Source organism: Limnochorda sp. (assembly GCF_047459355.1).
In the GTDB taxonomy this organism is placed as follows: Bacteria; Bacillota; Limnochordia; order Limnochordales; family Limnochordaceae; genus Limnochorda.
The window spans coordinates 19,125-32,581 of sequence record NZ_VSCV01000013.1 but is presented as its reverse complement, the minus strand read 5'-3'; the positions used below and the strand labels follow the sequence as shown (position 1 = coordinate 32,581).

At 72.0% G+C, this 13,457-nt stretch carries 11 protein-coding genes; all 11 read right to left on the bottom strand.

Translation table 11 applies throughout. From position 1 onward, the window contains the following. Window positions 1–489 precede the first annotated feature (489 nt). The 11 genes from ilvD to FWJ67_RS06265 all read right to left on the bottom strand — a co-directional run bounded on the left by ilvD (window position 490) and on the right by FWJ67_RS06265 (window position 13,416). Window positions 490–2,175 carry a dihydroxy-acid dehydratase gene (gene ilvD / locus FWJ67_RS06315; RefSeq protein ID WP_369686594.1) on the bottom strand — a complete coding sequence of 562 codons (1,686 nt, stop codon included), beginning with the start codon at window positions 2,173–2,175 and terminating at the stop codon, window positions 490–492. An 89-nt stretch (window positions 2,176–2,264) separates the two neighbouring features. Then, window positions 2,265–2,687, bottom strand: a complete 423-nt coding sequence (locus FWJ67_RS06310) for a flavodoxin family protein (RefSeq protein WP_304174510.1) — start codon at window positions 2,685–2,687, stop codon at window positions 2,265–2,267. A 304-nt stretch (window positions 2,688–2,991) separates the two neighbouring features. Further along, complete coding sequence (gene argH / locus FWJ67_RS06305) at window positions 2,992–4,374, bottom strand: argininosuccinate lyase (RefSeq protein ID WP_304174507.1); 1,383 nt, start codon at window positions 4,372–4,374, stop codon at window positions 2,992–2,994. A gap of 95 nt (window positions 4,375–4,469) precedes the next feature. After that, window positions 4,470–5,696 (bottom strand): argininosuccinate synthase, encoded by a 1,227-nt coding sequence (locus tag FWJ67_RS06300; protein ID WP_414482050.1) that lies wholly within the window; start codon window positions 5,694–5,696, stop codon window positions 4,470–4,472. A gap of 132 nt (window positions 5,697–5,828) precedes the next feature. Next, window positions 5,829–7,019, bottom strand: coding sequence for an aspartate aminotransferase family protein (locus FWJ67_RS06295; RefSeq protein WP_304174700.1), 1,191 nt, complete (start codon window positions 7,017–7,019; stop codon window positions 5,829–5,831). A gap of 23 nt (window positions 7,020–7,042) precedes the next feature. After that, window positions 7,043–7,972: an acetylglutamate kinase gene (gene argB / locus FWJ67_RS06290; protein ID WP_304174503.1), complete on the bottom strand. Its 930-nt coding sequence runs from the start codon at window positions 7,970–7,972 to the stop codon at window positions 7,043–7,045. 30 nt (window positions 7,973–8,002) lie between these two features. After that, window positions 8,003–9,229 (bottom strand): bifunctional glutamate N-acetyltransferase/amino-acid acetyltransferase ArgJ, encoded by a 1,227-nt coding sequence (argJ, locus tag FWJ67_RS06285; RefSeq protein ID WP_304174501.1) that lies wholly within the window; start codon window positions 9,227–9,229, stop codon window positions 8,003–8,005. Window positions 9,230–9,259: 30 nt separating this feature from the next. Further along, window positions 9,260–10,282 carry an N-acetyl-gamma-glutamyl-phosphate reductase gene (gene argC, locus FWJ67_RS06280; RefSeq protein ID WP_414482049.1) on the bottom strand — a complete coding sequence of 341 codons (1,023 nt, stop codon included), beginning with the start codon at window positions 10,280–10,282 and terminating at the stop codon, window positions 9,260–9,262. Between the two features lie 271 nt (window positions 10,283–10,553). After that, entirely contained in the window at window positions 10,554–11,828 is a 1,275-nt protein-coding gene (gene murA / locus FWJ67_RS06275; RefSeq protein WP_304174497.1) for a UDP-N-acetylglucosamine 1-carboxyvinyltransferase, read from the bottom strand. 99 nt (window positions 11,829–11,927) lie between these two features. Continuing rightward, window positions 11,928–12,665: an N-acetylmuramoyl-L-alanine amidase CwlD gene (gene cwlD / locus FWJ67_RS06270; RefSeq protein WP_304174495.1), complete on the bottom strand. Its 738-nt coding sequence runs from the start codon at window positions 12,663–12,665 to the stop codon at window positions 11,928–11,930. 106 nt (window positions 12,666–12,771) lie between these two features. Then, window positions 12,772–13,416, bottom strand: coding sequence for a class I SAM-dependent methyltransferase (locus FWJ67_RS06265; protein ID WP_304174493.1), 645 nt, complete (start codon window positions 13,414–13,416; stop codon window positions 12,772–12,774). Between the last annotated feature and the right edge of the window lie 41 nt (window positions 13,417–13,457).

Sequence of the window (13,457 nt, the reverse complement as noted above, 5' to 3'; positions counted from 1 at the left end):
CGCGGCTCCGGCCTCTGCGCTCGCGGCTCTCGTGGGGAGCGACGAGCTGGCGCGGTAACGGGCGCACCCTCCCGTCGGAGCCTACTGGGCCCTCAAGGGCCGTTCGGTCCGAGGCTCAGGGGTGAGTTCGGAGGTTGGGGAGGACCGGCTTCCACCACCCGCCGGCTCTCTGAGCCTTCCCCGGACCACCTACTGCTCCCCGTCATCGCCGTGTTCTACCGCCGCGGGACGCTGGCGATCCCGCCGGGTCATAGAAGTATTGGCTCTAAGGATACCCAGGGGCACCGTCCCTGTCAACCCTCTCAAGACCCAAATTGACGCCGAAGTTGGGATCCATTCCTCCCTTTCCAAGAAGAACCGGGCCCCCGCCTCCTGCAGGCTCTGGCCCTTCAGAGGAGGAGACGGCTCGCGGGGGCCGACCACCGGAACAAAGGGCGCCCCCAGGCTCCACCCTGGGGGCGCCGGCAAAGCGCGGGATCTCAGGACCCCTCAGCGCAGGATGGCGCCCGTGTGGGCTGAGGTGACCATCCGGGCGTAGCGGGCCAGGTACCCGTGCCGGATTCGGGGCTCGGGGGGCTGCCAGGCCCGCCGGCGGGCCTCCAGGGTCGCCTCGTCCACCAGCAGCTCCAGGCGCCGGTTGGGAATGTCGATCCGGATCCGGTCCCCCGGCTCCACCAGGGCCAGGGGGCCACCCTCGGCCGCTTCGGGGCTGATGTGCCCCAGGCAGATGCCCCGGGTCCCGCCGGAGAAACGCCCGTCGGTGATGAGGGCGACGCTCTTCCCCAGCCCCCGGCCCACCAGGGCCGAGGTGGGCGCCAACATCTCGGGCATCCCCGGGCCGCCCTTGGGCCCCTCGTAGCGGATGACCACCACGTCGCCCGGTTGCACCTCGCCCCGGGCGATCCCCTCGGCCGCCTCTTCCTGGGAGTCGTAGATGACGGCCGGCCCCTCGTGGACGGTGATCTCCGGGTCGACGGCCCCCGTCTTCAGCACCGCGCCCAGGGGGGCCAGGTTTCCGAAGAGGACGGCCAGGCCCCCTTCGGGGCTGTAGGCCCGTTCCAGGGGGCGGATCACCTCGGGGTCGGTCACCTCCGCCTCGGCCACGATCTCGCCCAGGGTCTTGCCGGCCACCGTGGGCGTCTCCAGGTGAAGGAGCCCCGGAATGCGAGCGAGCTCCTTGAGGATGGCGGGGATGCCGCCCGCCCGGTGGACGTCCTCGATGTGGTAGCTGGAGGCGGGGCTCACCTTGCACAGGTGGGGCACCCGGCGGGAGAGGGCGTCCAGCCGCTCCAAGGGGTACTCGATGCCGGCCTCGTGGGCGATGGCCAGGCCGTGGAGGACCGTGTTGGTGGAGCCGCCCATGGCCATGTCCAGGGCGAAGGCGTTGTCCAGGCTCTCCAAGGTGACCAGCTGCCGGGGGGTGAGGCCCTCCTCCACCAGCTCCACGATCCGCCGGGCCGCTTCCCGGGCCAGGGCCTCCCGCTCGGGGGTGTCGGCCAGGATGGTCCCGTTCCCCGGCAGGGCCAGCCCCAGGGCCTCGGCCAGGCAGTTCATGGAGTTGGCGGTGAACATCCCCGAGCAGGAGCCGCAGCCGGGGCAGGCGACCCGCTCCAGGGCGAGAAGCTCCTCGTCGCTCACCCGGCCCGCCTGGTGCCCGCCCACCGCCTCGAAGACCGAGATCAAATCCACCGCCCGCCCGTTCAACCGGCCGGCCCGCATGGGCCCCCCGCTGATGAAGATGGTGGGGATGTCGAGCCGCATGGCGGCCATCATCATGCCCGGCGTGATCTTGTCGCAGTTGGGGATGCAGATCATGCCGTCAAACCAGTGGGCGGTGACCATGGTCTCCACCGAGTCGGCGATCAACTCCCGGCTGGGCAGGGAGTAGCGCATCCCCAGGTGGCCCATGGCGATGCCATCGTCCACCCCGATGGTGTTGAACTCAAAGGGCACCCCCCCAGCCTCCCGGATGGCCTCCTTCACCAGCTGGCCGAAGGCCTGCAGGTGGACGTGCCCCGGCACGATGTCCACGTAGGAGTTGACCACCGCGATGAAGGGCTTGTCAAAATCCTCCTCCCGCACGCCGGCCGCCCGGAGGAGGCTCCGGTGGGGGGCCCGATCGATCCCCCGCTTGATCATGTCGCTCCGGCGGCGGGTCGCCACCACGTTCGCCACGTCTGCTCCCCCTCTTTCCCAAGCCCTCCGCCCGCCGGGCGGCCGCCCCATGACCAGGGCCATGCCCGCCCTCGCCGGACCGGCCTTCCTCACCGGGGTTTCAGGAGGTTGACCAGCCGGGAGCCAAAGGCCCGGGCTTCCTGCTCGTTCCGCAGGGCGGCAAAGTCCTGCACCCAGGCGCCCTCCCGCTCCAGCAGGGCCATCAGGGCCCGCAAGGTCTTGGCGGCGCCGAAGACGCCCGGGATGATGAAGGCGGCCGTCACCTTCCCCTGAAGGCGGCTGCACCGGGGCAGGGCGTCGGCCACCTCCTCGGGCACCCGCCCCCCGAAGAGCCCTTGGGAGGTGGACCCGACCACCACCAGCTGGTACTGCCCGGTGCTGATGGGGCCGTCCCCCGCCTCCCCGATGGACTTCTGGTCCACCGCCACCCCTGCAGCCTCCAGCCCTGCGGCCACCCCCTGGGCCACCGGCTCCAGCCGGCGATCTGAGCCGTACAAGACCAGCGCCCGCACCAGCCGATCCCTCCCTGTGATAGGCCCAACGGCGGAACCGCGGCGGCTCGCCGTTGGTGGTCGACGGTCCGGCGCCGCCCGGCGGCAGATTGGCCACGTCCTTCGACACCCGGCCCGGGGATCCTGCCGGGGATGGGCGGCGCGGGGCCGTCCCTTGTCCCTTCGGGAAGGGAAGGCCCCATTCCTCGAAAAAGGCAAACCAGCACCGGGCCACTGGACAGGCGCGAATCGTTCCGGCTTCGGGCAGCCGGCCTCGGCGGGCGGCCTTGGGGGTCTTCCCGGGACGGGCTCGGCTGGGGTGCGGTCAGGTGTCCTCGCCTTGGAGCCACCGCCGGGCCCGGGCCAGGGCCGCGGCCACCGGCTCGTAGCCCGTACCGCCCCAACTGGTCCGGGCCGCCACCGCCCGTTCAGGCTCGGTCAGGGGGAGGAGGTCGGGGGTGAGCTGGGGGTGGAAGCGGCCCAGCTCCTCCGCCGTCAGCTGGTGGAGGGGCCGGCCCAGCTCCCGGGCGTAGGCGACCAGGGCCCCCACCGCGTGGTGGGCCTCCCGGAAGGGGACGCCTTTCCGCACCAAGCCGTCGGCCAGCTCCGTGGCCGTCAGGTACCCTTGGTCCGCGGCCGCCCGCATCCGAGCCTCGTCCACCTCCAGGTGGCGGACCAGCTCGGCCAGCACCCGGAGGGTCTGGTGGAGGGTGTCGACGGTGTCGAAGAGGGGCTCCTTGTCCTCCTGGAGGTCCTTGTTGTACGCGAGGGGCAGCCCCTTGAGGGTGACCAGCAGGCCCACCAGATGGCCCACCACCCGGCCCGTCTTCCCCCGGACCAGCTCGGGCACGTCCGGGTTCTTCTTCTGGGGCATGATGCTGGAGCCGGTGGCGAACCGGTCGGGGAGCTCCACGAAGGCGAACTCCTGGCTGCTCCAGAGAATCAGCTCCTCGGCCCAGCGGGAGAGGTGGACCATGAGGAGGCTGGCCGCGGCCAGGAACTCCACCACGAAGTCCCGGTCCGAGACGGCGTCCAGGCTGTTGGCGAAGGGCCCGTCGAAGCCCAGCTCGTGTGCCACCCAGTGGGGATCGATGGGGTAGGGCACCCCAGCCAGGGCCCCAGCGCCCAGGGGCGAGCGGTTGAGCCGCCGGCGGCAGTCCCGGAACCGGTCCCGGTCCCGCTCCAGCATCTCCACGTAGGCCAGGAGGTGGTGGGCAAGGAGGATGGGCTGGGCCCGCTGGAGGTGGGTGTACCCGGGCATGATGGCCCGGGGGTGGCGGCTGGCCAGCTCGACGAAGGCGGCCTGGAGGTCGGCCAGCTCCCCGTCCAGCCGGTCCAGCTCCTCCCGCAGCCAGAGGCGCAGGTCGAGGGCGACCTGATCGTTCCGGCTCCGGGCGGTGTGGAGCTTCTTGCCCACCTCCCCCACCAGCTCCACCAGCCGGCGCTCCACGGCCATGTGGATGTCCTCGTCCTCAGGACGGGCCGCGAAGCGCCCCTCGGCGAACTCGGCCTCCACCTGGTCCAAGCCCTGGAGGATGGCGGCCGCCTCCGCTTCCGTCAGAATCCCTTGGCGGGCCAGCATCCGCGCATGGACCCGGCTCCCCGCGATATCCTGCCGGAAGAGGCGGCGGTCGAAGGGGAAGGAGTTTTGGAACGCGGCCACCATCGCGTCCAAGGGTTCGTGGAACCGTCCTGACCTGGCCTGCATCGCCATCCTCCTTCTGTCCACCAGACCCGTTCCTGACGCCCCGCGGGGCCTGACCCGTCCTCGCCGCCAGGCCCGTCCGGCCAGGCGGCCCCGTCTCACCCCTGCCCCCCGTCTTTCGCCCGGCGGCGGGCGGCAATCTCCAGGGGCAGGCCGAAGAGCCGGATGAAGCCCGCCGCGTCCGCCTGGCGGTAGACCGACTCGGCCTCAAAGGTGGCGAACTCGGGGTCATACAGGCTGTGGGGCGACCGGCGGCCCGTCACCTGGACGCTCCCCTTGTAGAGCTTCAGCCGCACCTCGCCCGTCACCCGCTTCTGGGTGGTGGCCACGAAGGCGTCCAGGGCCTCCCGCAGGGGCGAGTACCAAAGCCCGTCGTAGATGAGCTCGGCGTACCGGTGGGCCAGCTGGGCCTTCAGGTGCGCGGTGGCCCGGTCCAAGACCAGGGTCTCCAGGGCCCGCTGGGCCGCCATCCAGATGGTGCCGCCGGGGGTCTCGTAGACGCCGCGGGACTTCATCCCCACCAGCCGGTTCTCCACCAGGTCGACCCGGCCCACCCCGTGGCGGCCGCCCAGCTCGTTCAGCTCCTGGACCAAGGCGACCAGGTCCAGGGAGCGCCCGTTGAGCCCCGTGGGCACTCCCTGCTCGAAGGCGAGGACCACCTCTTCCGGCTCATCGGGGGCCTCTTCGGGGTTGACCGCCCGGCGGAACATGGTGGGATCGGGGCCGTGCCACGGATCCTCCAGCACACCTCCCTCGTAGCTGGTGTGCCAGAGGTTCTCGTCCATGCTGTAGGGCTTCTCCACCGTGGCCGGCACGGGGATGCCCCGCTCCTGGGCGTAGCGGATGCAGTCGGTCCGGGAGCGGAGCTCCCACTCCCGCCAGGGGGCGATCACCTTGAGGTCGGGCCGGAGGGCCCGGTAGGTCAGCTCAAAGCGGACCTGGTCGTTCCCCTTCCCCGTCGCCCCGTGGGCGACGGCATCGGCCCCTTCCTGGTCGGCGATCTGGACCTGGCGGGCGGCGATGACGGGCCGGGCCATGGCCGTCCCCAGGAGGTAGCCGTCTTCGTAGACGGCCCCCGCCTGGACCGCGCGGAGGATCACCTCCCGGACAAAGGTCTCTTTCAGATCCTCCACGTACACCCGGTCGGCCCCGCTGGCCAGGGCCTTCTGCCGGATCTCGTCCAGATCCTCCTCCTGGCCCACGTCGGCCACCATGGCCACAACCGCGCAGCCGTAGTGCTCCTTCAACCAGGGGATGATCACCGAGGTGTCCAGGCCGCCCGAGTAGGCCAGGACCACCTTGCGAACCTGCCCGTTCGTCGCCATCCACGACCGCCTCCCTTTCCTTCACAAAACGCCGCCCAACGGGCGCTCGCTCCAGTCCGTCGCCGGGCAGGGCGAGAAGGGCCCCGCCTGGCCCGACCCACTCCGCTCCCTCTGGGGGCCGCGCCCGACGCCCTAAGCCTGCCCGGCCGCCTGGGCCAGGGCCCGCTCCAGCTTGGCCAGCCCCTCCTCCAGCTCCTCGGGGCTCAAGGTGTAAGGCGGGAGGAGCCGCAGGGTGTGGGGTCCCGTCGCATTGATGAGGAGTCCCGCCTCTTCCGCCGCCGCCACCACCCCGCTGGCCGGGAGGGCCAGATCCACCCCGACCATCAGCCCCGCCTGGCGGATGGCGGTGATGGGCACGCCTTGGGCCTGGAGGCGGGCCAGCCCCCGGCCCAAAGCTTGGGCCAGCCGGCTGATCCGGCCCTCGGGCCCCAGGTAGCCCTCCTCCTCCAGCACGTCCAGGACGGCCAGGGCCACCGCGCAGGCGACGGGGTTGCCGCCGAAGGTGGAGCCATGGGTCCCCGGCTGGAAGGCCTGGGCCACCTCCTCCCGGGCGCAGGTGGCCCCCAGGGGCAGGCCGCCCCCCAGGGCCTTGGCCAGGGTGCAGATGTCGGGCTGGACCCCCACCTGCTGGTAGGCGGCGAAGGGGCCCGTCCGGCCCATGCCCGTCTGGACCTCGTCCACGATGAGGAGGGCCCCCCAGTGCTCGGTGAGGCGGCGCACCTCCCGAACGTACTCCGGGTCCAGCGGGTAGACCCCCGCCTCCCCCTGGACCACCTCCAGGATGACCGCCGCGGTCTGGGGCCCGATGGCGGCCCGCAGGGCCTGGAAGGCGCCCTCCTCGTCGGAGCGGGGAATGCGGCGGAAGCCCGGGGGCAGGGGCCCGAACCCCTGGTGGTACTGGGGCTTGTCGGTGGCGGCCAAAGCCCCCAGGGTCCGGCCGTGGAAGCCGTGGCGGACGCTCACGATCTCATACCGGTCGGGCTCGCCCCGGGCGGCGAAGAACCGCCGGGCCAGCTTGATGGCCGCCTCGTTGGCCTCGGTGCCCGAGTTGGCAAAGAAGACCCGGTCCAGGCCCGTCAGCCGGCTCAAGCGGGCCGCCAGGGCCTCCTGGACCTCGGTCCGGTACAGGTTCGAGACGTGGAGAAAACGCTCCGACGCCTGCCGGAGGGCCTCCACCACCCGGGGATGGCGGTGGCCCAGCGCGTTGACCGCGATCCCCGTCACCCAGTCCAGGTAGCGGCGCCCGGCCGTGTCCTCCAGGTAGCTCCCCTCGCCCCGGGCCAGGAGGAGGTGGCGCCGGTACGTGGGCATCAGGTGGTCCATGCCGTCCACACCCTTCCCCTCCTTCAGGCCACCACCATGGTTCCGATCCCCCGGTCGGTGAAGAGCTCCAAGAGGAGCGCGTGCCGGCGCCGGCCGTCGATGATGTGGGCCCGGGGGACGCCCCCCTCCAGGGCCTGGATGCACGCCTCCAGCTTGGGGATCATCCCACCTCCCACCAGGCCCTCCCGCACCAACCGGCGGGCCTCCTCCAGATCGAGGGTGCTGATGAGGCTGGCGGGGTCTGCGGGGTCCTGCAGCACGCCCCGGACGTCGGTGAGGAGGATGAGCTTGTCGGCCCGGATGGCGGCAGCCACTGCCCCGGCCACCGTGTCCGCGTTGATGTTGTAGGGCTCCCCGTCGGGCCCCACGCCGATGGAGGAGATGACGGGGATGTAGCCCTGCTCCTCCAGGAGGCGGATCAGCCCCGCGTTGACCCGCTCCACCTCCCCCACGTACCCCAGGTCCAGGTCCTCCCGGCCGGGGAACCGGCGCTTGCGGGCCAGGATGAGGTCGCCGTCGGCCCCCGACAGGCCCACGGCCCGCCCGCCCAAGCGGTTGATGAGGGTGACCAGGGCCTGGTTGACGCTCCCCACCAGGACCATCTGGACCACCCGCATGGTTTCCCCGTCGGTCACGCGCAGCCCCTCGACGAAGCGGGGCTCCATCCCCAGCCGCTCCATCCACCGGCTGATCTCCCCGCCGCCCCCGTGGACGATGACCGGGTGGAGCCCCACGTACTTGAGCAGGACCACGTCGGTCATCACCTGCTGCTGGAGGCCGGGGTCGACCATGGCGCTGCCGCCGTACTTGATGACGAAACTCTTCCCCGCAAAGGAGCGGATGTAGGGGAGGGCCTCCACCAGCACCTGGGCCCGCTGCTCCAGCTCCACCGGCAGCCCGGCCTCCCCCTGACCCGGCGCTTCCCCGGGCGCCTGCACCATCGGCCCGCTCACCGCCCTGCCTCCTCCCCCACGCGGCCCTCTCTAGGTGCGGTAGGCCGCGTTGATCCGGACGTACCCCTCGGTCAGATCGCAGCCGAAGGCGAGGCCCTCGTGCTCGCCCACCCCCAGATCCAGACGGATCTCCACCTCGAAGGCCTCCATCGCCTCCCGGGCCGCGGCTTCCGCCCCGGGCAGGCCCATGCCCCCAGCGGCCACCCGCACCCCGCCGATCCACAGCTCCAGCCGGTCGGGGTCCAGGGCCACCCCGGCGCGCCCTGCGGCGGCCAGGATCCGGCCCCAATTGGGATCCTTGCCGGCGATCGCCGTCTTCACCAGGGGCGAGGCGGCGATGACCCGGGCACACCCGTCGGCCTCGGCCGGGCTTGCCGCGCCCGTCACCCGGACCACCAAGAGGTGCTGGGCCCCCTCACCGTCCGCGGCGATCATCCGGGCCAGCTCCAGGTTGACCCAGTCCAGGGCCCGGCCCAGGAGGGCCTCCTCCTCGGGCCCCTGGGGGGCCACTCCTGAGGCGCCGGTGGCCAGGACCACCGCCATGTCGTTGGTGGAGGTGTCCCCGTCGACGGTGATCCGGTTGTAGGTGGCCGCCACCGACTGGCGCCACCGCTGGGCGAGCCACGCCCGGTCCACCTGGGCGTCGGTGGCCACGAAGGCGAGCATGGTGGCCATGTTGGGGTGGATCATCCCCGACCCCTTGGCCATGCCCCCCACCCGGACGACGCCCCCCCGCAAGGCCACCTCCACCGCCGCCTCCTTGGGCCGGGTGTCGGTGGTGCAGATGGCCCGGGCCGCGTCCGCACCCCCGTCGGCGCGGGCCTGGGCCAGCGCGGCGGCGATCCCCGCCTCCACCTTGGGCATGGGGAGCTGCTTGCCGATGACGCCGGTGGAGGCGACCAGCACCTCCTCGGGCGCCACGCCCAGGTGCTGGGCCAGGAGGGCCGCCATGGTCCGGGCGTTCTCCAGGCCCTGGTGGCCCGTGCAGGCGTTGGCCACCCCCGAGGCGATCACCACGCCCCGGACCGTCTCGCTCCGGCTCAGATGCTCCCGGGTGACGATGACCGGAGCGGCCTGCACCCGGTTGGTGGTGAAGGTGGCGGCAGCCACCGCCGGCCCGTCGGTGACCAGGACGGCCAGGTCCGGGGAGCGGCTCTTGATGCCGCAATGGACCCCCGCACTCCGCAAGCCTCGGATCCCGCTCAGGCCCCCGGGGACCGGCCGGGGCCCCGGCACCTGCTGGTGGACGACGGCCACATGGGCTCCCTCCTCGTAAGCCAGAAGGGCCTAGGCCGCCGGGGCGTACCGCGGCAGCCCCAGGTCCTCTTCCAAGCCGAGCATCAGGTTCATGTTCTGGACCGCCTGCCCGGCGGCGCCTTTCACCAGGTTGTCGATGGCCGCGGTGCAGGCGATCTGGCCCGTGGGGGGGTCCAGGACCGCGGCCAGGTCCGCCCGGTTGGTCCCCCGCACCCAGGCCGTCTGGGGGAGGCCCTCTTCCAGGACCCGGATGAAGGGCGCGCCCTGGTAGAAGGCCCGGTAGAGCTCGGTCAGCTGCGCCTGGGTCCATCCCGCCGGGGCGGGCACCCAGATGGTGGCCAGGATCCCCCGGCTGGCCGGCACCAGCTGGGGCAGGAAGGCCACCTGGACGGGCCTGCCCGCGAGGCGGCCCAAGTACCGCTCCATCTCTGGAACGTGCCGGTGGCCGGGGAAGCCGTACGGTTGGACGTTCTCCAGAGCTGCCGGAAGGTGGCTGGCCGGGCGGGGTGTCCGTCCGGCCCCCGAGTGGCCCGAGGTGGCCGTCACCTGGATCTGGGCCGGCAAGAGGCCCTCCCGGGCCAGGGGCGCGAGGGCCAAGAGGACGGCGGTGGGGTAGCAGCCGGGATTGGCCACCAAGCGGGCCGCCCGCACCGCCTCTGGCCAGAGCTCTGGCAGGCCGTAAACGGCCTCGTCCAGCAGGGCCGGCTCCGGGTGGTCATACCCATACCAGCGGGGGTACTCGGCGGCGGCCAGGCGCAGGTCGGAGCCCACATCGATGGCCCGCACCCCGGCAGCATGGGCCGCCTTCAAGATGGGCAGGGCTTCCCCGGCGGGCAAGGCGGTGAAGAGCACGTCGAGCTCCTCCAGCAGGCCGTCCTCCCACGCCTCAAAGGCTCCGGGATAGCCCGCCAGACCCGGCAGGCTGGCCGCCACCGGGAGGCCGGCCGAGGCGCGGGAGAAGCACCGCACACCGGTGACCGCCGGGTGCTGGAGGAGGAGCCGGACCAACTCGCTCCCCGCGTAGCCGCTCGCGCCGAGAACACCCACCTGCACCGCGCCCGCCTCCTTGCCTGGGCCCGGGTGATCCTGCCCCTGGCGATGATGGCATGAGTATACTATGGAGGCGCATATTCATGCAAGCTTTTTCTCGGATTGGGGATCATGTGGGGAGACTCGGGACGGGAGCCGGCCCGTGGGGGGTCCGGGTCTGAGCCCGAGGCCCCCAACCCCCTCGGCAGCCCCCAGGATCCTGAGGGAGGCGCTGGAAAAGGGCAAAAAGAGAAGGCGAACGCCGCCGGCGCTCGCCCCCGCGTCCCAGATGAGGCTACACCCAGACCCGCTCTTCCACCTCTTCGACCCGGTAGACCCGGGCCCCGAGGCCGGCCAGCTTCTCCTCCAGCCGCTCGTACCCCCGGTCCAGGTGTTCCAGACCGTCGATGACCGTCTCGCCCTCGGCGGCCAGCCCCGCGATGACCAGGCTCGCCCCCTGGCGCAGGTCGGTGGCGGTCACGGGAGCGCCCGTGAGCCGCTCCACCCCTTCGATCACCGCGGTGCGGCCCTCGGTCTTGATGCGGCCGCCCAAGCGCTTCAGCTCGTCCACATGGCCGAAACGGTCCTCGAAGATCCGCTCGGAGACAATGCTTGTCCCCTCGGCCAGCAGGAGGAAGGAGGTCATCTGGGGCTGGAGGTCCGTGGGGAACCCGGGGTAGGGCAAGGTCTTCACTTGGACCGCCTTGGGGCGGCCCTCCAGCCAGGCCCGGATCTGGTCCCCCTCGACGATGAAGCGGACCCCCGCCTCCTCCAGCTTGGCCAGGAGGGGCTCCACGTGGGTGGGGATGACGTGCCGGACGGTGATGGGCCCGCCCCCCATGAGGCCGGCCAAGAGGTAGGTGCCCGTCTCGATCCGGTCGGGGATGATGGTGTGCTCCCCGCCCGAAAGCCCGTCCACGCCCCGGACGCGGATCACGTCGGTGCCGGCGCCCACCACCTTGGCCCCGAAGCGGTTGAGGGCCGTGGCCAGGTCGACGATCTCCGGCTCCCGGGCCGCGTTGTGGATCACCGTCGTCCCCCGGGCCAGGACGGCGGCCATGATGGCGTTCTCCGTGGCGCCCACGCTGGGAAAGTCCAGGTAGATAGGCCCGCCGTGCAGGCCGTAGGGCGCCTCGGCGATGACGTACCCGTGCTCCACGGTGCAGCGGGCCCCCAGGGCCTCCAAGGCCTTCAGGTGGAGGTCGATGGGCCGGGAACCGATCTTGCACCCGCCCGGCAGGGGCACCCGGGCCTCGCCCAGGCGGGCCACCAGTGGTCCGAGAAGGAGGCTGGACGCCCGGAGCTGCTTGCCGTCCGCGTACGGCACCTCAGGGTTCAAGGGGCCCCGGACCTCGAGGCGGATCCGGTCCTCCTCCCGCTCCACGGCGACGCCGATCCCCTCCAGGAGGCGGAGCATCACCCGGACGTCGGCGATGTCCGGGATGTTGGCCAGGACGCTTTCGCCCTCGGTGAGGACCACCGCCGGCAAGATGGTGAGGGCGGCGTTCTTGGCCCCGGAGATGGTCACCTCTCCCGAGAGAGGTCGGCCTCCTTCAATGACCAGCTGCATCGGTTCGCGTCACCTCGAGTGTCAACCCGGCTCCCCCAAAGCACCCACGGGCTAGACTTCCTGCCCGGGTTGGCAAGCTCCTTCCTGGTGCCACCATTCTTATCGTCCTGCGGAGGCGGAAAGATAATCCATGATTCCGTGAAAAATCGCTTCCGCCACCCGGCCCTGATAGGCCCGATCCCGCAGCTTCCGCTCCTCCTCAGGGTTGGAGAGGAAGCCCACCTCCACGATCACCGCCGGCATCTCCGCCTCCCGGAGGAGCCGGTAGTCGGCGGGCCGGGCCTGGCGCCGGTTGGGGGGCAGCCGGCGGACCAGCTGGGCCTGAATGGCCTCGGCCAGCCGGCGGCTCTCCGCCTCGCCCTCCTGGTAGAAGGTCTGGGCCCCGCTCCAGCGGGGGCTGGGAAAGGCGTTGGCGTGGATGCTCACCAAAAGGGTCGCCCCCGCCTCCTGGGCCAGCCTCGCCCGCCGGTTGAGATCCTCCACCTGGCGGTGCTTGAGGCTCCCCGCCTCCTCGGCCAGGCGCCGGTCTTCGGTCCGGGTGAGGAGGGTCCGGATCCCTGCCTGGGTGAGGTAGCGGGCCAGCTCCTGGGCGACGGCCAGGACCACATCCTTCTCCAGAGTGCCGGCGGCGCCCACCGCCCCCGGATCGGGCCCCCCGTGCCCCGGATCGACCACCACCGTGTGGCGGGCGGCCAGGCCGGGGGGGAGGGCGACGGCCGGCGCCGCCCGCCGGCCCAGAACCTGCCGGGCGCCCCACCCGCCGGCGGCCAGGACGACCAGGAGCAGGGCGAGCCCCGCCACCAGCACCCGCACGCGGACAGCCGCAAAGAACGCCACCGGTCCGCCCCCCGGCGAAGGAGACTCGCCGGAATCTTATGAGGCGGGCCGCCGATGATGCGCTCCTGCCCCCAACCCCGTGGACCCCTGGGCCGGGGCGCGGGCCTCAGACGGGAGGCGTCCCGGCCCCTCCCTCCTCATCCCCCCGTTCCCCGCGCTCGCCGTAGAAGAGGCGGAAGCCGCCCCCTTTGGCCGCCTCCACCACCGAGCCGAACCGGCGGGCCACCAGCCTCTCGAGGGTTCGGGCTCCCTGGGAGGTGCGGGCCACCATATAGAAGCGGCCTCCCGGAACCAGGTGGCGGTAGGCTTGGTCCATCCAGTGCTCCACCAGGGCCCGGCCGGCCCGCAAGGGCGGATTGGTCACGATCAGGTGGTACCGCTGGCCGGCGACGGGCTCGAACCCGTCCCCTTCCAGAATCCGGGCGTTGGTCACGCCGTTTAGGGCCAGGTTGACCCGGGCCAGGGCCGCGGCCCGGCGATTCTTCTCCACCAGGTCCACCCAGGCCTCTGGGGCCCGGCGGGCCAGGACGATACCGATCACACCGTAACCGGCCCCCAGGTCGAGGAAACGCCCCGCGGGCGGGATCTCGATCTCCGCCAGGAGAAGCCGGGTCCCCCGGTCCACCCGCTGCCGGGAGAAGACGCCCCGATCGGTCCAAAACTGGTAGCGCTCCGCTCCGGCCTCAAAGTGGATCAGCCGCCGGTCATGGGGCACCTTGGGTTCTTCCGTGTAGTAGTGCTCACCGGCCATAGCTCCAACCTCAATCGATCATTGCCGCGGGCCCTTCCCCC